Here is a 16,172-nt window from a genome sequence, read left to right as displayed (position 1 = left end):
GACGTCATGAGCAAGAAGCCGCTGTTGCGCGAACGCCGCGAGCACGAACACGCCCGGGTCACCTATGTGGAGCTGTTCTTCGACCTCGTCTTCGTGTTCGCGGTCACCCAGCTTTCGCACGCCGTGATCGGCCACCCGACCGGCCTTGGCCTGCTGCACGCGGGGCTGTTGCTGCTGGCCGTGTGGTGGGCGTGGGTGTTCACGGCCTGGGTGACCAACTGGATGGATCCCGAGCGGACGCCTGTGCGGGTGATGCTGTTCGTGATGATGGCGGCGGGCCTGGTCCTTTCGGCCGCCATCCCGGACGCCTTCGGCAAGCGAGGTCTCGTCTTCGCCTGCGCCTATGTCTTCATCCAGGTGGGGCGGACCCTGTTCTTCCTGGTCGGCGTCTGGCGAGAGCCGGCCCACCGGTTGAACTTCGCGCGGATCCTGGCATGGCTGTCCTTGTCGGCGATCTTCTGGATCGCCGGCGCCTTCCAGCAGGGCGAGGCGCGGCTGCTGATCTGGGGCGTAGCCATGGCGATCGAATACGCCTCGCCGGCCATGGGCTTCTGGACGCCGGGCCTGGGGCGCTCGTCCTCGACCGACTGGGTCGTCGAGGGCGGTCACCTGGCCGAGCGCTGCGCCCTGTTCACGATTATCGCCTTGGGCGAGTCGGTCATCGTCACCGGGGCGACCGTGGGCGGCCTGCCGTGGACGTTCGAGGTGATCGCGGCCTTCGCCAGCGCCCTGGTCTGCAGCATCGCCATGTGGTGGATCTATTTCTCGTTCACCGCCGAGGCGGCCAGCGAGGCGATCGCCCATTCCGACAATCCGGGCCGGATCGCGCGCGTGGCCTATACCTACAGCCACCTTCTGCCGGTTGCCGGGGTCATCGTGGCGGCGGTCGGCGACGAGTGGGTGCTGCACCATCCGCTAGGCCACACCGACTTCAAGACCGCCGCCGCCGTGATCGGCGGACCGGCGCTGTTCCTGTTCGGCGCCCTGGTCTTCAAGCTGTCTGTGTTTCGGCAGTGGTCGAGGACGCGGATCGTCGGCCTGGCGCTGTTGGCGGCGCTGATCCCGATCGCGAGCCACGTCAGCCCGCTGGTCCTCTCGATCCTTTCGACCCTGGTTCTGGTCGTGGTCGGGGCGTGGGAGACGTGGCTGGCGGAGAGACGGCCGCGTTAGCCGATCTGGTCGATGACGATGTCGCGCAGTTGGGCGCGGGTGAGGCCGGGCCAGACCCAGTCGGGCTGGGCGGAACGGACGGGCGTCGCGGTGCGGAAGGTCGAAGGCATGTGGGGCGCGCTCTTGGTGGCGGCCTTGCGGGTAAAGTTGGTGTTCATAAAGTTCCAGACAGGGGTCGAGCGTGTCGCCGGACCCGATAGATTATAAGGGGTGGAGATATCCGCCCGGAGCCGTTGGTGACGGCGGGTGGGCGATGGAGCGCCTGGATGCTCAGCCGCCTTGGGCTGTAGCGTTGGCTGCTTCCTGACTAGCATATGGTTATCCGCCTGTCGCGTTCAACCCCCGCGGCAGAATGACAGCCCAAGGCTTGCGCGTCTTCGGTCAAACCGTTTATCTCAATCGAAGATTGCGCTTGGGGGCGAATGACGATGTTACGGTTGAATTTGCGACGGGCGCTGCCCGGCGTGCTGGGTCTGGCGCTGCTTGCGGGGCCTCTGGCCGCCCACGCCGAATGGAAGCGGGCCGAGAGCGACCACTTCATTGTCTACGGGCATACGGACAAGACGGTCCGCGACTACGCCACCATGCTCGAGGACTTCGACGACATGCTGTGGGCCGTGCATGGCCGCAGCGCCAGTGATGGCTCGCCCCGCAAGCTGCCCGTCTATCTGGTCAGGAACCAGGACGAGCTGCGCCGCGTGTACCCTGAAGCGCCGCCCTATACGGCGGGGCTCTATTTCCCGACCCTGACCGAGGTCTTCGCCGTCGCCGTGCGCAGCGAGGACAACGAGAACGACTGGAACAAGGGCGACGACATCGCCCTGCACGAATACGTCCACCACTTCATGATGCAGTACTACGCCAATGCCTATCCGGCCTGGTTGGTCGAGGGCTATGCCGAGTACTACATGACGGCCAGTCTGGAGAACGATCGCCGGGTGATCGGCGACTACAACCGCTGGCGCGGCGACGCCCTGGTGACGCCCAGCCTGGTCTGGCTGCCCGCCGAGGATCTGCTGAGCAAGCGATTGAGCGAACTCGGCAAGTGGGACGGCCAGATGTACTATGCCCAGTCCTGGCTGCTGACCCACTACATCCTGACGGATCCCAAGCGGGCGGCGCTGCTGCCGCGCTATCTGGACGCCGTGCGCGGCGGTCAGGCGCCGACGACGGCCTGGAAGGCGGTGTTCGGGACCGATCCGGCCAAGCTGAACGGCGAACTGCGCCAGTATCTGCGGCGGTCGCTGCAGGTCCGGGTGTTGCCGCGCAAGGAACGGTTCAAGGCCAAGGTGACGGTCACCGCCATGCCGTCCGGCCCCGATGACCTGTTGTTGGATAACCAGCGGCTGAAGCTGGGGGTGCCCAAGGCCGACCAGGCCAAGGTTCTGGCGTCGATCCGATCCGAAGCTGGCCGCTCGAACGACCACTTCGCCCAGATGGTCCTGGCCCGCGCCGAGGTCACCTTGGGCGATCGCGCGAAGGGTCAGGCGATCCTGAACACCCTGCTGGCCGCCAATCCGAATGACGAGGAGGCCCTGGTCCTCCTGGGCGAAAGCTACATGGCCACGGGCTATGCCGACGAGAGCCAACGCAAGGCCGCGTTCGGCGAGGCCAGCAAGCTGTTCGCCCGCGCCTTCAAGTTGGACCCCAACAATCCTACGACCCTGCACGGCTATGCCGACTCTCGCAGCCTGGAGCCGCTGACCGATAATCTGGTCAATGTGCGCATCCGGGCCGTCGAGATCGCCCCCCAGATCAGCCACCTGCGCCTGGACGCGGCCCAGGCCCTGATCGAGAAGAAGCGGTTCGACGACGCGCGGACCCTGCTGACGCCGGTGGCCAGCAATCCGCACGGCGACAGCAACGCCGAAGCGGCTCGCAAACTGCTGGCGAGCTTGCCGGCGAAGTAGGCGGGACCTCTAGCCCCGACCGGGGCGAGGAGATCAGGCCTTCTCGACGAAGCTGTCGATGACCTTCTTCTCGCCCGCCTTGTCGAAGACCACGGTCAGCTTGTTGCCTTCGATGCTGGTGACCTGGCCGTAGCCGAACTTGACGTGGAACACCCGGTCGCCGCGCGCATAGGCGCTCTTGCTGGGGGCCGAGACGGCGACCAGGCGACCTTCGCCCTCGATCGGGGCCGAGCGGGCGGACGAGCCGGCGCGGACACCTTGGGAACCACGCCAGGCGGGGTTGCGCTCGCCAAAGCCGGCGGTGCGTTCCTGGGCGCGCTTCCAGCCGGGGCTGTCATAGCTGCTGCCAGCCTGGAAGGCGGACGTGCCGGGATCGTCCCAGCGCGAGGCGGCCGTCGTCTGCATGCCGGGGCCGCCGCCATAGTAACCGGTCTCGGAGCCCGCATCGACGTGGGCGATCGGCAGTTCGTCGACGAAGCGGCTGGGCAGTTGCGACGTCCAGCGGCCATAGACCTGACGGTTGGCCACGAAGCTGATCAGGGCCTGCTCGCGCGCCCGGGTGATGCCGACATAGGCCAGGCGGCGCTCTTCCTCGAGGCCCTTCTCGCCCTTGTCGTCCATGCTGCGCTGGCTGGGGAACACGCCTTCCTCCCAGCCGGGCAGGAACACCAGCGGGAATTCCAGGCCCTTGGCCGAGTGCAGGGTCATGATCCAGACGGCGTCGCCGGTGGCTTCGCGGTCCAGGTCCATGACCAGGGACACGTGCTCCAGATAGGCTTCAAGCGTATCGAAGGCGGCCATCGACTGGACCAGTTCCTTCAGGTTCTCCAGCCGCGTCTGGCTGGTCGGACCCTTGTCGAGGCGCAGGGCGTCGGTATAGCCGCTCTCCTCCAGCACGGTCTCCAGCAGGCGCTGGTGGTGGACCGAGCCGATCAGCGAGCGCCAGCGGTCCAGGTCGCGGATGAAGTTGCTGAGCGCCGTCCGCGTGCGGGCCGGCAGCTCATCGCTGGCGATGATCTGGCGCGCCGCTTCGACGGTCGAGACGCCGCCCAGCCGGGCGATCTGCAGCAGCTTCTGCACCGAGGTGTCGCCGATGCCGCGCTTGGGCGTGTTGACGATCCGCTCGAAGGCCAGATCGTCGTCGGGCGACTGGATCAGGCGCAGATAGGCGTGAGCGTCGCGGATTTCCGCCCGTTCGAAGAAGCGCGGACCGCCGACCACCTTGTAGGGGATCTGCAGCATCACGAAGCGCTCTTCGAAGGCGCGCATCTGGAACGAGGCGCGCACGAGGATAGCCATCTGGTTGTACTTGCGGCCGGCCTTCTTGGCCCGCTCGATCTCGTCGGCGATCATCCGGCTCTCGGCCTCGCCGTCCCAGACGCCGCTGACCTTGACCTTCTCGCCGCCGGTCGCCTCGGTCCACAGGGTCTTGCCCAGGCGGCCCTTGTTGGCGGTGATCAGGCCGGAGGCGGCCGCCAGGATGTGCTCGGTCGAGCGGTAATTGCGCTCCAGGCGCACGACCTTGGCGCCGGCGAAGTCGCGTTCGAACCGCAGGATGTTGTCGACCTCGGCCCCGCGCCAGCCATAGATCGACTGGTCGTCGTCGCCGACGCAGCAGACGTTCTGGCGACCTTGAGCCAACAGCCGCAGCCACAGGTACTGGGCGACGTTGGTGTCCTGATATTCGTCGACCATCACGTATTTGAAGCGGCGCTGGAACTCGTCCAGCACGTCGGGATGGCCGGTGAACAGGCTGATATTGTGCAGCAAAAGGTCGCCGAAATCACAGGCGTTCAGGATGCGCAGGCGCTCCTGGTACTGACGATAGAGGCTGATGCCCTTTCCGTTGGCGAACTCGCCCGCCTCGCTGGTCGGGACGCGGTCGGGCGTCCAGCCGCGGTTCTTCCAGCCGTCGATGATCTGCGACAGGATCCGCGGCGTCCACCGCTTGGCGTCGATGTTCTCGGCCTCGATCAGCTGCTTGAGCAGCCGCTCGTTATCGTCGGTGTCGATGATCGTGTAGTTCGACTTCAACCCCACCAGCTCGGCGTGGCGGCGCAGGATCTGGGCGGCCACCGAGTGGAAGGTGCCCAGCCAGCGCAGGCCTTCAGCCTCCGGGCCGATGATGTGGGTGATCCGCTCGCGCATCTCGCGGGCGGCCTTGTTGGTGAAGGTGACGGCCAGCATTTCCCACGGGCGGGCGCGGCCCGTCGCCAGGATGTGGGCCAGACGTGTGGTCAGCACGCGGGTCTTGCCGGTGCCGGCCCCCGCCAGGACCAGCAGCGGGCCTTCGGTCGTCTCGACCGCCTCGCGCTGCTCGGGGTTCAGGCCGTCCAGATAGTCGGGCGTGGCATGGCCATGGGCCGGCGGGCGCGGCCGGGCCAGGTCGGAGATGCGCGGAGAGGGCAGGTCGCCCGGGAAACCGCCGGCGGCTTCGAGCGAGTCATCATCGGGATACATGGAACATATGTAGCACAAACCGCGCGGAGCTTAAGCCCCAACCGGCGCCGCCGAGCGGCGGCGAAGTGTCGGGAAAGGAACTTCGGAGCTCACGTACCGTTGATCCGCCATCACGAACAAAGCCGAATAGGCACGGAGACTCTCATGGCCGAAGGAACCAGCAGCAGCGGTGGCGGTAACACCGGCCTGGCGTTCATCGTGGGCGGACTGGTTGTGATCGTCGCGGTTCTCGCATTCTTCGTGATGTCCGGCGGCTTCACGCAGAACAAGAAGGTCGATGTGAACATCTCGGCCTCGGCGCCGAAGTTGCCGGATGCGCCGAAGCTTCCTGACGCGCCCAAGACGCCGGGCTGATCATGGCCAAGACGCTCGCGCACGACGGACACGCGCACCGCGATAGCGCCGGCGGCCTCTTCGCGGCCCTACTGGTCATCGCCATCCTGGCGACGACGATCCTGGGGGCCTGGAAGCTGGGAGTCATGGCCGGCGGCCAGGCCGACTGGCGTCAGAGCCTGCCGGAGCTGTCGAGAACGCTACGCTCGGCCCCAAACCCGCAGCCGCCACCGATCCCGACGCAGCGGCGCCCCGCTGTGACGCCGGAGCTGCGGGACTAGGCGAGGCCTTCCTCTTTTCGCTGACTTAGCCGCCACCCCGCATCAGGGCGAACACTCGGCAGGCCGAGGCCAGCGGACGCTCCCCGCGTTCAAGATCGATCCTCTGGATCAGGCCGGCCAGGCTCATCGCCTCATCGGCCGCCGCCTTGTCCAGCACCGCCCAGAACTCCGGCTCCAAGGCGAGCGAGGTCGCGTGGCCGGCCAGGTTCACGGATCGCTTCTTCAAGCCAGCCAAAACTCAGTCCTCGCGCTTGGCGCCGTCGAGGTCGCGTTTCAGCTTGTCGGCCCGCGCCGCGTCCAGGGTCTTCTCGGCCTTGGTGCGGCCGAACTTGGCGCGGTTCTCGGACGTCCGGACCTTGTCATCGGCCTTGGCCTTAGCCTTGCGGGCCTGGTTCAGATTGACGATGTCGGCCATTTCTCCAGGCTTCCTTGGGCGCTTACGGGGACTTCTTCTTGGGAATGGAACGAATGACCAAGGTTTCCTGCAGATGCAACGCCTCGTCCTTCTTCAGGACAAGCGGCGCGCGGCCGGGGAAGACGCAGTTCTGCATCGAACGGTCGTTGTACAGCATCCAGCGCGTCACCGCCTGACCATTGGCCTTGCAGGCCAGTCCCACCGCCCAGGCGGGGGCGCCGTCGCCGGTCCAGGCGAAGCCCATATTGCCGCCGGCGGTGATCGCCGCGCCATTCGGCGTGATCGTCTTCCCCGCCGAGGCGAAGGTCAGGTGCTCGGGATCGACGAGACGGATCGAGAAGCCGCCGAAGCCGCGATCGTCCTCGCTGCCGCCTAGGCCCAGGGCGTCGACGCGGGAGGTGATCGTGGTGTCGAACTCCACCCGCCGCGCGCCGCTCTTCAGAGGGCGCACCGTGACCTTGGTGGTCTCACGGGCGACATAGGCCAGCTCCGGTCCGGAATTGACCATCCAGTCGACCTCGACCGTCAGGGTCCCGCCGCCCTCGGCGTCGCCCAGGAAGGTCTTCGAGCGGACGAAGTAGCTGAGGCCCTTCATGTACCAGCCATCGGCGACGGTCTTGCCGCCGGTCTGGACCTTCATCCAGGCCCACCAGATACCGCGCTGGTGTGGATGGTCGCCGGGCCTGTCCTCGGTCAAGGCCGTTCCGTCCGGCGCGTACAGCACGCCGACATAGTTCGAGCGGCCGGGCTCGGCGGCGGGATCGAGCGGCTTGGTGCGGTAGACCAACACGGTCTTGCCTGCCTCGGTCAGGGTCACCGCGTCGTCGGCGAAGATGGCGTCGACCCGCTTGCCGATGGCCGGATCGGCGAATGCGGGGCCGGCGACCAGAAGCAGGGCGCTGGCGAGAAAGGCGCGAAGGCTCATGCGTCGTCCCCAAATCCACTCAGAACGTATCAAGAACAATCCATGCGTGCATGGCAAGCTGAAACTTAACGAGGGGCATGGCCGTTTGATGTCGCGAGGGACCCGTCACGGTCTCGCTTAATCTTGGAGACGACACATGATCGACCTCTCGCAAATCAAGGAACACCAGGAAGTCGTCGGCTCGGACGGCGGCCATGTCGGTCGCGTGGACCACATCATCGGCGGTGAGATCGAGCTGGCCAAGCTGGATCTGGGCGCGGGCTTCAAGCACCACCTGATCCCGCTGGACTGGGTGGAATATATCAATGACGACAAGCTCCACCTGAGCGTGACCAAGGACGACGCCAAGTCCAAGTGGCGCGAAAAGCCCAAGGACTAGACGCTCGGGGATTTCGACGGCCTTCGCCTGAAAGGGCGGAGGCCTTTTGCTTGACCGGACCCCAGAAGCATCCGCCTATCCGCCGCGTCAGCACGGAGGGGTTCGATGTACACGCTCTATGGTTCGCCCAGCACGGCCGGCACGGCCATCCATTGGCTGTTGCTCGAATTGGGCGTGCCGTTCGAGGCCAAGCTGCTTGATTTCGACAAGGGCGAGCACAAGACGCCCAACTATCTGGCGCTCAATCCCGACGGCGTCGTGCCGACCCTGATCGTCGACGGCGCGCCGGTCACCCAGATGGCGGGCATCGCGACCCTGCTGGCTGAGCGTCATCCGGAAGCCGGCTTCGCGCCGCCGCTTGGATCGCCCGCGCGCGCCGAATATCTCAGCTGGACGCTGTGGCTGGCCAACAGCTTTCAGCCCCATTTCCGGGCCTGGTTCTATCCGCACGAGCCCGCCGGCGGAGAAGCCCAGCGAGCCGTGCAGGCCGCCGCCCGCGAGCGCATCGAGGCGGGTCTTGCGCGGCTGGACGCCCGCCTGGTCGACCGCGACTATCTGGTCGGCGACCACTTCACGACCGTGGACCTGCTGGCGACCATCCTGTGCCGCTGGACGCGCAACATGCCCAAGCCAGCGACTGAATGGCCAAACCTGAAGCGCTATCTCGACACGATCCGCCAGCGGCCGGCGCTGCGCGAAGTTCACGCCCGCGAAGGCCTGACCGACTGGATCGACGGGTAGGGATAAAGATGCTCCCCCGTGTGCGGGGGAGCTGTCGCGGAGCGACTGAGGGGGCGAATGCTGTGAAGGCCGAGCTAGCCCCCTCCGGCCCGCTGGGCCACCTCCCCCGCATCGCGGGGGAGGATCTGTCGACTATTTCACGCTGGCGCAGAAGCGCTGGATGCGCGCGCAGGCGTCTTCCAGGACTTCGTTGCTGGTCGCGTAGCTGATGCGGAAGAACGGCGACAGGCCGAACGCCGCGCCGTGCACGACCGCCACGCCCTCGGCTTCCAGCAGCTCGCCGGCGAAGTCCTCGTCCGTCGCGATGACCTTGCCCGAGGGCGCGGTCTTGCCGATCAGGCCGGCGCACGACGGGTAGACGTAGAAGGCGCCTTCCGGGGTCGGGCAGTGCAGGCCGGTGGCCTGGTTAAGCATCGACACCACCAGGTCGCGGCGTTCCTGGAACAGCTTGGCGTTCGGCTTGATGAAGTCCTGCGTGCCGTTCAGCGCTTCCAGCGCCGCCCACTGCGAGATCGAGCAGGGGTTGGACGTCGTCTGGCTGATCATCTTGCCCATGGCCTTGATCAGCGCTTCGGGGCCGGCGGCGTAGCCGATGCGCCAGCCGGTCATCGAATAGCCCTTCGAGACGCCGTTCATCGTCAGGGTGCGGTCATAGAGCTTGGGCTCGACCTGGGCGATGGTGGTGAACTCGAAGTCGTCGAACACCAGGTGCTCGTACATGTCGTCGGTCAGCACCCAGACCTGCGGGTGACGCAGCAGCACCTCGGCGATCGCCTGCAGTTCTTCGCGCTTGTACGCGCCGCCCGAGGGGTTCGACGGGCTGTTGATGATCAGCCACTTGGTCTTCGGCGTGATCGCCGCTTCCAGAGCTTGCGGCGTGATCTTGAAGCCGCTCTCGGCGGTGGTCTCGACCGAGATGGGCGCGCCGCCGGCCAGCAGAACCATGTCGGGGTAAGAGACCCAGTAGGGCGCGGGGATGATGACCTCGTCGCCCGGGTTCAGAGTGGCGACCAGGGCGTTGTAGATCACCGGCTTGCCGCCCGGGGCGACGTGGACCTGGCTCGGCTTGTAGTCCAGGCCGTTCTCGCGCTTGAACTTGGCGCAGATGGCGGCCTTCAGCTCGGGCATGCCGTCCGGGTCGGTGTACTTGGTCTTGCCGGCTTTGATCGCGTCGATGGCGGCGTTCTTGATATTGTCCGGCGTGTCGAAGTCCGGCTCGCCCGCGGAAAGGGCGATGATGTCGCGGCCGGCGGCTTTCAGCGCGCGCGCCTTGGCGCTGATGGCGATGGTGGCCGACGGTGCGATGCGCCGCAGGGCGGCGGACTCGAGCGACATGATGCAGGACTCCCCTGTGCTTACTGGTCCGCCAAACGGGACCGTTTCAGGATTGCGGGGGTCTTTACGCGCCCGTTCGCCGCGGCGCAACGCGGTTAGGCGACATTCTCATGAAGGCCGGTAAAGCGCGCGTCAGGCCTGGTTGGCGGCGAGGGTCTTGACGTGGTCGCCCAGCAGCATAGGGGCGATCAGGTCCCACAGCCGGTTGATCTCCTCGGCGGCGGCCGAGCCCGGCTCCCATTCGCAGACCGAGCGGCCGTGGGCCACCGACTGCTGGAAGACGGTGCGGGCGCGCAGGCCGATCGGGGCTAGCGGCATGCCGGTGAAGCGCAGGGCTTCGGCGGCCTTCAGCACGGCCGGCGGCTCCACGCCGTTGCGGCGCGAGGGGGCCTGGCTGAGAACGATGATGCCCTTCTTGCCCAGGCGACGGACCGACTCGGCCGAGCGCGCCACCGAGGCGATGTCCAGGAAGGTCGGGCGACAGACGAGAACGCAGAGGTCGGCGCTGTTGATCGCCTGCAGGACTTCGGCCTCGGGCGCGGCGGGGGTGTCGATGATCACGGCGTCGAAGTCGGCCTGCTGGGCCTGGGCCTTGGTCGAGAACAGCTTGCCAGCGTTGATTTCGGCCAGGAACGGGCCGTCGCCGGTGCGTGCGCGCACGGAATCCGACGCCGAACGCTGCGGGTCGATATCGGCGAGCATGACCTTCAACCCCGCCAAGTGCGCGGTGATGGCGAGATTGACCGACAAGGTCGTCTTGCCGGAGCCGCCCTTGCGCGAGATCACAGCCAAGGTCTTCACTTTAAAACTCCCTATCAGGCCAAGGTTTTCGGCCCTTGCGACCTGTGGATAAGTAACGCTGTCATGTGAAGGAACCGCAACCGATTTGTCGTGACGGGCGAGTCTTAATGTCCCCGGATCGCGGTTCGGCAAGCCTGGCCGGAAATTCGCCCGTTTCCTTTGCATCTGTCCCGCCCCTGTTTCGGCGGCGGCGCTTGACCCTGGGCGGCGCCTGCGCGAGGAGGGGCCGTGATCCGCCGCATCATCGACTTCGTGACCAATATGGACGCCCGCGCCTGGCGCACGGTGGCGGTCTCGTTCGTGCTGTTTGGCGGAGTCGGCGTCGTTTTCCTGTTCGGCGCGCAGTTGCTGGGGGTCAACGGCGAGACAGCCGTCGAGCATTGGCTGGGCGCGGCCAGCGGGCCTTGGGCCCTGCCGATGGCCGTGGCGGCCTTCGCGGTCATGGCCTTCCTGGGCGTGCCGCAGTTCGTGCTGATCGCCGCGGCGGTGGTGGCCTTCGGGCCGTGGACGGGTTTCGCCTATAGTTGGATAGGCACCCTGGTCTCGTCCCTGGTCGGCTTCTGGCTGGGACGGGCGTATGGCGCGCGGATCCTGCGCGACTTCGCGGGCGAGGGCGTCAACAAGTTCATGCGGATGATCGGCAAGAACGGCTTCATGGCCAGCCTGATCGTCCGGCTGGTGCCCTCGGCGCCGTTTATCGTCGTCAACATGGCCGCCGGCGTCACGCCGATGAAGCTGCGCGACTTCGCCGCCGGCACCGCCATCGGCATCGTACCGAAGATCGCCCTGACCGCCTTCGCCGGCAATTCGATCGTCCAGGCCATGAAGGGCGGCGGCAAGCAGCACCTCGTCATGATCGCCCTGGCCATCGTCATCTGGCTGGCCATGGGCCTGTTCAGCCGCGCCTGGCTCAAGAAGCGTGAGGCGGCGGAAGAGGCGGAGTCGTAAGCCCCGCCGCTGCATAGGTCGCTTCGCGCCACGCTCGGACGATCTCGCCGAACCAGCGGGTGCGCGTAGCGTCGTCCATGCCATCGGTTTCCTCGACCCCGGCCGCCCAGGCCTCGATCACGAACGGCATAAAGGTGCGCGCGGCGTGGCGACACGTGGCGCGGGCCGCGTCCGAAGCCTTCGGTGTCGGCGCGACGAACGGTTCGATCAGCTTCGTCAGCAGGGCTTCCAGGGCCGCGCGCCAGACGGCGGCCTCGGGCGCGCCTCGCGCGTCGCGCAGCAGCAGCAAGGCCAGCTTCGGATTGGCGCGGGACATCTCGACCAGGCGCGCGATGCTGGAGCCGTAGCCGCCCCAGGGGCGGCCGGCGTCGGCCTCGATGCGGGTCAGCATCTCGCCAAACAGGGCGTCGATCAGGCTCTGGCGTGAGGGATACAGCCGGTAGATCAGGATCTTGGCCACGCCCATGCGGTCGGCGACGTCCTGCATGGTGGCGACCTGCAGGCCCTTCTCGGAAAACACCTCGACGGCGGCGTCCAGCACCGCGAGACCGCGCGCGGCCTTGTCGACCCGGGGCTTGGGCTGGCCTGGGCGGCCTCTGGCGACAGGGGCCTTGGTCGGGGGGACTTTCGCGACTCCGCTCATGGATGCTATGTAGAATGAAACTATAAAGTTTCAAAACGTGGAGGGCGGGATGCGCAAGGAAATTCTGGCGGCCGGTGTCGCGGTTCTGGCGATGGTCGCGGGCGCGGCGAGAGCAGGGGATCCGGCCACCACGATCACGGCCGACAGGCAGAAGGCCTTCGCCGCGACGCTGCCGATGGCCGACCGCCAGGACTTCGCCTTCGCCGACCAGGGCTTCCTGGGCACCCGCGCCGATCCGCTGATCAAGCGCGCCGACGGCCAGGCGGCGTGGAACCTTGCGGCCTACGATTTCCTGAAGGGCGAGCCGCCCGCGACCGTGAACCCTAGCCTGTGGCGACAGGCGCAGCTGCTGTCCAAGCACGGGCTCTTCAAGGTCAGTGATCGCGTCTACCAGGTGCGCGGCTTCGACATCTCCAACATCACCTTCGTGCGCGGGGACAGCGGCTGGATCGTCATCGACCCGCTGACCATGAAGGAAACGGCCAAGGCGGCGCTGGACCTCGTCAACGAGAAGCTGGGCGTCCTGCCGGTCAAGGCGGTGATCTACACCCACAGCCACAGCGACCATTTCGGCGGCGTGCGTGGCGTGGTCGACGAGGCCGACGTCAAGGCCGGCAAGGTCGCCATCGTCGCCCCCGAGGGCTTCATGAAGGAGGTCGCCGCCGAGAACATCCTGGCCGGCAACGCCATGAGCCGTCGGGCCCAGTACCAGTTCGGCGTCATGCTGCCGCCGGGCGTCGAGGGACAGATCACCTCCGGCATCGGCCAGAACATCGCGCGCGGCTCGATCACCCTGATCCCGCCGACGGTCAGCATCGACCATACGGGCCAGGAACTGACCCTGGACGGCGTGAAGATCCGCTTCCAGTACACGCCCTCGACCGAGGCCCCGGCCGAGATGAACCTCTATTTCCCGGACCTGCGCATCCTGGACATGGCCGAGAACGCCAATGTCTCGATGCACAACATCCTGACGCCGCGCGGCGCGCTGGTCCGCGACAGCAAGGCCTGGGCCGACGACCTGACCGAGTCGATCCGCCTGTTCGGCGACGTCTCCGACACCATGATCACCAGCCACGGCTGGCCGCGCTTCGGCGGGGCGGTGGTCCGCGACTTCCTGGCCGATCACCGCGACGCCTATAAATACCTTCACGACCAGACGGTGCGGATGATGAACCTCGGCATGACCGGCGACGAGATCGCCGCGCGGATCGAGCTGCCGCCGACGCTTTCCAAGGACTGGTTCAATCGCGGCTACTACGGCTCCATGAGCTTCAACAGCCGGGCGGTCTATCAGCGCTACATGGGCTTCTACGACGCCAACCCGGCGCATCTGGTCCCGTCGCCGCCGGCCGACGCGGGCAAGCGCTATGTCGCGGCCATGGGCGGCGCGGCCAAGGTCAAGGCGTTGGCCAAGGAGGCGGTGGAGAAAGGCGACTATGCCTGGGCCGCCACCTTGCTGAACCACGCGGTCATGACCGACGACGGCGACAAGGAGGCCAAGGCTCTGCTGGCCGCCGCCTACACGCAGATGGGCTACCAGACCGAGAACAGCCTGTGGCGGAACATCTACCTGACCGGCGCCGACGAACTGCGGGGCGGGGTGCGCAAGCTGCCGGCCTCGATGACCCCGCTGGATATGTTGGCGGCGCTGGACAGCGCGATGATCTTCGACGTGCTGTCGGTGCGCCTGAACCCTGACAAGGCCAAGGACGCGCACCTGCGGATCGTCTTCGTCTTCCCGGATCGGAACGAACGGTTCCTGGTCGAGGTGCGCAACGGCGTGTTGGTCGCCCAGGCGGTCCCCAAAAGCGAAAATGGTGAGGGCGAAAAAGCCGACGCCACCCTGACTGTCGCGCGGCCGGTGTTCCTGGAATCTCTGTTCACGGGCAAGTCGCTGGTTCCGAAGATCCTGACCGGCGAGGTCAAGCTCGAGGGGGATCGCGCGGCGCTGGGGCGGATGACGGGATGGTTTGACGCCTTCCCGACGGACTTCCCGATCGTTACACGCCCAAACTAAACTCGAGCTGGAACAAACTTGCGCCAGCTGCGACGGATCGCGCGGCTGGCGCAAATTGCTTGCTCGATTCCGGGGCAATGTGTAGAAAGTCCGCCATGAACGTCGCGCGCGCACTGCTTTCGCTTCGGCTTATCAGCCCCTGGGCGCTCTAGGGGCCGCGCTTCGTCGCGGCCGGGCGCACAGGGGATAGTTCCCGCAGCCCCGCACGCAGACACCCCATTCGACGAGTATTCCCATGACTTCCGTACCGACCGCAGCTTTCGACAAGCGCGACAACGTCGTCATTTTCGACACCACCATGCGCGACGGCGAGCAATCGCCCGGCGCCTCGATGTCGCTGGAAGAGAAGCTGGAACTGGCCAAGATCCTCGAGGAGATGGGGGTCGACATCATCGAGGCCGGCTTCCCGATCGCCTCGAACGGCGACTTCGAGGCCGTCCGTGAGGTGGCCAAGATCGTCAAGAACTCGACCATCGCCGGCCTGTGCCGCGCCCACCAGGTCGACATCGACCGCTGCGCTGAGGCCCTCAAGCCCACCCAGCGCGGCCGGATCCACGTGGTCATCGCCACGTCCGACCTGCACATGAAGCACAAGCTGCAGATGGAGCCGGACGCCGTCATCGACATCATCGCCCGCTCGGTGACCCACGCCCGCAACCTGCGCGACGACGTCGAGTGGTCGGCCGAGGACGCCACCCGCAGCGACCGCGAGTTCCTGCGCCGCGCCACCGAGACCGCCATCAAGGCTGGCGCCACGACGATCAACCTGCCCGACACGGTCGGCTACACCTATCCGTCGGAATATGCCGATCTGTTCAACTGGATGGTCAACAACGTCGAGGGCGCCGACAAGGTGATCTTCTCGACCCACTGCCACAACGACCTGGGCTTGGCCGTGGCCAACAGCCTGGCCGGCGTGCAGGGCGGGGCCCGCCAGGTCGAGTGCGCGGTAAACGGCCTGGGCGAGCGCGCCGGCAACGCCGCGCTGGAAGAGATCGTCATGGCTCTGAAGGTGCGCGGCGACCGTCTGCCCTACCAGACCGGCATCGACACCACGCACATCACCCGGGCCAGCCGTTACGTCTCGGCCATCACCGGCTTCCCGGTGCAGTACAATAAGGCCATCGTCGGCAAGAACGCCTTCGCGCACGAGAGCGGCATCCACCAGGACGGCATGCTCAAGAACCGCGAGACCTACGAGATCATGACGCCGGAGTCGGTGGGTCAAGCCCCGTCGAGCCTGGTCATGGGCAAGCACTCGGGCAGCCACGCCTTCCGCGCCAAGCTGAAGGATCTGGGCTACGAGCTGGGCGAGAACGCGCTGAAGGAAGCCTTCGGCCGCTTCAAGGACCTGGCCGACCGCAAGAAGCACGTCTACGACGACGACATCATCGCCCTGGTCGACGACGCCCTGGCGCGCGGCTCGGAGAAGATCCGCGTTTCGCACCTGCGCGTGGTGGCCGGCACCGACGGCCAGTCGGCGGAACTGACCCTGGACGTCGACGGCCAATCCAAGACGGCCGAGGCCACGGGCGACGGCCCGGTGGACGCCGTCTTCAACGCCATCCACAAGATCGTGCCCCACGAGGCCGCCCTGCGCCTGTTCCAGGTGCACGCGGTGACCGAGGGCACCGACGCCCAGGCCCAGGTCTCGGTGCGTCTGGAAGAGGATGGCCGCATCGCCACCGGCGCGGCCGCCGACACCGACACGCTCACGGCCTCGGCCAAGGCGTACGTCAACGCGCTGAACAACCTCTTCGCCCGCAAGGAGAAGAGCCGGCCGGAAGCGGCGATCGCCAGCGGCTTCTAGG

18 protein-coding genes are annotated in these 16,172 nt (G+C 66.7%); 10 read left to right on the top strand and 8 right to left on the bottom strand.

Annotated elements, in window-relative coordinates; all coding sequences use genetic code 11:
* Positions 1-6 precede the first annotated feature (6 nt).
* Positions 7-1,170 (top strand): low temperature requirement protein A, encoded by a 1,164-nt coding sequence (locus CSW62_RS16495; protein ID WP_099579634.1) that lies wholly within the window; start codon positions 7-9, stop codon positions 1,168-1,170.
* Here the strand turns inward: CSW62_RS16495 and CSW62_RS26435 are convergent.
* Positions 1,167-1,328 (bottom strand): hypothetical protein, encoded by a 162-nt coding sequence (locus CSW62_RS26435; RefSeq protein ID WP_099579632.1) that lies wholly within the window; start codon positions 1,326-1,328, stop codon positions 1,167-1,169. The two genes, CSW62_RS16495 and CSW62_RS26435, sit on opposite strands and share 4 nt — an antisense overlap.
* A 279-nt stretch (positions 1,329-1,607) precedes the next feature.
* On the opposite strand from CSW62_RS26435, the gene CSW62_RS16485 reads away from it, so the two are divergent.
* Positions 1,608-3,080 carry a hypothetical protein gene (locus CSW62_RS16485; protein WP_099579630.1) on the top strand — a complete coding sequence of 491 codons (1,473 nt, stop codon included), beginning with the start codon at positions 1,608-1,610 and terminating at the stop codon, positions 3,078-3,080.
* Positions 3,081-3,113: 33 nt separating this feature from the next.
* On the opposite strand, the gene CSW62_RS16480 is transcribed toward CSW62_RS16485, so the two are convergent.
* Positions 3,114-5,540, bottom strand: coding sequence for a UvrD-helicase domain-containing protein (locus CSW62_RS16480; RefSeq protein ID WP_099579628.1), 2,427 nt, complete (start codon positions 5,538-5,540; stop codon positions 3,114-3,116).
* A 144-nt stretch (positions 5,541-5,684) separates the two neighbouring features.
* Between CSW62_RS16480 and CSW62_RS16475 the strand changes: the two genes are divergently transcribed.
* Both CSW62_RS16475 and CSW62_RS16470 read left to right on the top strand, forming a co-directional pair.
* Positions 5,685-5,894, top strand: a complete 210-nt coding sequence (locus tag CSW62_RS16475) for a hypothetical protein (RefSeq protein WP_099579626.1) — start codon at positions 5,685-5,687, stop codon at positions 5,892-5,894.
* Between the two features lie 2 nt (positions 5,895-5,896).
* Complete coding sequence (locus CSW62_RS16470) at positions 5,897-6,154, top strand: hypothetical protein (RefSeq protein WP_099579624.1); 258 nt, start codon at positions 5,897-5,899, stop codon at positions 6,152-6,154.
* A gap of 25 nt (positions 6,155-6,179) precedes the next feature.
* On the opposite strand, the gene CSW62_RS16465 is transcribed toward CSW62_RS16470, so the two are convergent.
* The 3 genes from CSW62_RS16465 to CSW62_RS16455 are packed head-to-tail and all read right to left on the bottom strand — an operon-like array spanning position 6,180 to position 7,494.
* Positions 6,180-6,389, bottom strand: a complete 210-nt coding sequence (locus CSW62_RS16465) for a ribbon-helix-helix domain-containing protein (RefSeq protein ID WP_099579622.1) — start codon at positions 6,387-6,389, stop codon at positions 6,180-6,182.
* A 3-nt stretch (positions 6,390-6,392) separates the two neighbouring features.
* Positions 6,393-6,569, bottom strand: a complete 177-nt coding sequence (locus tag CSW62_RS16460) for a DUF4169 family protein (protein WP_099579620.1) — start codon at positions 6,567-6,569, stop codon at positions 6,393-6,395.
* A gap of 22 nt (positions 6,570-6,591) precedes the next feature.
* Entirely contained in the window at positions 6,592-7,494 is a 903-nt protein-coding gene (locus tag CSW62_RS16455) for a DUF6807 family protein (protein WP_099579618.1), read from the bottom strand.
* A gap of 136 nt (positions 7,495-7,630) precedes the next feature.
* Between CSW62_RS16455 and CSW62_RS16450 the strand changes: the two genes are divergently transcribed.
* Positions 7,631-7,873, top strand: coding sequence for a DUF2171 domain-containing protein (locus CSW62_RS16450; protein ID WP_099579616.1), 243 nt, complete (start codon positions 7,631-7,633; stop codon positions 7,871-7,873).
* A gap of 105 nt (positions 7,874-7,978) precedes the next feature.
* On the top strand, positions 7,979-8,614 hold the full coding sequence (locus CSW62_RS16445; protein WP_099579614.1) for a glutathione S-transferase family protein: 636 nt from the start codon (positions 7,979-7,981) through the stop codon (positions 8,612-8,614).
* Positions 8,615-8,746: 132 nt separating this feature from the next.
* Here CSW62_RS16445 and CSW62_RS16435 read toward each other — a convergent pair whose 3' ends face one another.
* Positions 8,747-9,949, bottom strand: coding sequence for a pyridoxal phosphate-dependent aminotransferase (locus tag CSW62_RS16435; RefSeq protein ID WP_099579612.1), 1,203 nt, complete (start codon positions 9,947-9,949; stop codon positions 8,747-8,749).
* A gap of 132 nt (positions 9,950-10,081) precedes the next feature.
* Positions 10,082-10,750: a ParA family protein gene (locus tag CSW62_RS16430; protein ID WP_099579610.1), complete on the bottom strand. Its 669-nt coding sequence runs from the start codon at positions 10,748-10,750 to the stop codon at positions 10,082-10,084.
* Between the two features lie 228 nt (positions 10,751-10,978).
* On the opposite strand from CSW62_RS16430, the gene CSW62_RS16425 reads away from it, so the two are divergent.
* Positions 10,979-11,698 carry a TVP38/TMEM64 family protein gene (locus tag CSW62_RS16425; protein ID WP_099579608.1) on the top strand — a complete coding sequence of 240 codons (720 nt, stop codon included), beginning with the start codon at positions 10,979-10,981 and terminating at the stop codon, positions 11,696-11,698.
* Here CSW62_RS16425 and CSW62_RS16420 read toward each other — a convergent pair.
* Positions 11,661-12,341: a TetR/AcrR family transcriptional regulator gene (locus tag CSW62_RS16420; RefSeq protein WP_099579606.1), complete on the bottom strand. Its 681-nt coding sequence runs from the start codon at positions 12,339-12,341 to the stop codon at positions 11,661-11,663. The two genes, CSW62_RS16425 and CSW62_RS16420, sit on opposite strands and share 38 nt — an antisense overlap.
* Before the next feature lie 49 nt (positions 12,342-12,390).
* On the opposite strand from CSW62_RS16420, the gene CSW62_RS16415 reads away from it, so the two are divergent.
* From CSW62_RS16415 to CSW62_RS16410, 3 genes are all read left to right on the top strand, one after another.
* Positions 12,391-14,361, top strand: a complete 1,971-nt coding sequence (locus tag CSW62_RS16415) for an alkyl/aryl-sulfatase (RefSeq protein ID WP_099579604.1) — start codon at positions 12,391-12,393, stop codon at positions 14,359-14,361.
* Between the two features lie 95 nt (positions 14,362-14,456).
* Positions 14,457-14,513, top strand: a complete 57-nt coding sequence (locus CSW62_RS26615) for a hypothetical protein (RefSeq protein WP_199170726.1) — start codon at positions 14,457-14,459, stop codon at positions 14,511-14,513.
* An 83-nt stretch (positions 14,514-14,596) separates the two neighbouring features.
* Entirely contained in the window at positions 14,597-16,171 is a 1,575-nt protein-coding gene (locus tag CSW62_RS16410; RefSeq protein ID WP_099579602.1) for a 2-isopropylmalate synthase, read from the top strand.
* The last annotated feature ends 1 nt before the right edge of the window (position 16,172 follow it).

The organism is Caulobacter sp. FWC2 (genome assembly GCF_002742625.1).
Lineage (GTDB): Bacteria > Pseudomonadota > Alphaproteobacteria > Caulobacterales > Caulobacteraceae > Caulobacter.
The sequence above is the reverse complement of the archived record's forward strand: the minus strand, read 5'-3'. Positions and strand labels throughout refer to the sequence as shown.

What these genes read in the sequence shown, in the direction of transcription:
- CSW62_RS26435 (WP_099579632.1), bottom strand. Translation starts at nt 1,328, where the DNA reads ATGAACACCAACTTTACCCGCAAGGCCGCCACCAAGAGCGCGCCCCAC.
- CSW62_RS16435 (WP_099579612.1), bottom strand. Translation starts at nt 9,949, where the DNA reads ATGTCGCTCGAGTCCGCCGCCCTGCGGCGCATCGCACCGTCGGCCACC.
- CSW62_RS16450 (WP_099579616.1), top strand. Translation starts at nt 7,631, where the DNA reads ATGATCGACCTCTCGCAAATCAAGGAACACCAGGAAGTCGTCGGCTCG.
- CSW62_RS16410 (WP_099579602.1), top strand. Translation starts at nt 14,597, where the DNA reads ATGACTTCCGTACCGACCGCAGCTTTCGACAAGCGCGACAACGTCGTC.
- CSW62_RS16470 (WP_099579624.1), top strand. Translation starts at nt 5,897, where the DNA reads ATGGCCAAGACGCTCGCGCACGACGGACACGCGCACCGCGATAGCGCC.
- CSW62_RS16455 (WP_099579618.1), bottom strand. Translation starts at nt 7,494, where the DNA reads ATGAGCCTTCGCGCCTTTCTCGCCAGCGCCCTGCTTCTGGTCGCCGGC.
- CSW62_RS16460 (WP_099579620.1), bottom strand. Translation starts at nt 6,569, where the DNA reads ATGGCCGACATCGTCAATCTGAACCAGGCCCGCAAGGCTAAGGCCAAG.
- CSW62_RS16445 (WP_099579614.1), top strand. Translation starts at nt 7,979, where the DNA reads ATGTACACGCTCTATGGTTCGCCCAGCACGGCCGGCACGGCCATCCAT.
- CSW62_RS16420 (WP_099579606.1), bottom strand. Translation starts at nt 12,341, where the DNA reads ATGAGCGGAGTCGCGAAAGTCCCCCCGACCAAGGCCCCTGTCGCCAGA.
- CSW62_RS16480 (WP_099579628.1), bottom strand. Translation starts at nt 5,540, where the DNA reads ATGTATCCCGATGATGACTCGCTCGAAGCCGCCGGCGGTTTCCCGGGC.
- CSW62_RS16475 (WP_099579626.1), top strand. Translation starts at nt 5,685, where the DNA reads ATGGCCGAAGGAACCAGCAGCAGCGGTGGCGGTAACACCGGCCTGGCG.
- CSW62_RS16415 (WP_099579604.1), top strand. Translation starts at nt 12,391, where the DNA reads ATGCGCAAGGAAATTCTGGCGGCCGGTGTCGCGGTTCTGGCGATGGTC.
- CSW62_RS16495 (WP_099579634.1), top strand. Translation starts at nt 7, where the DNA reads ATGAGCAAGAAGCCGCTGTTGCGCGAACGCCGCGAGCACGAACACGCC.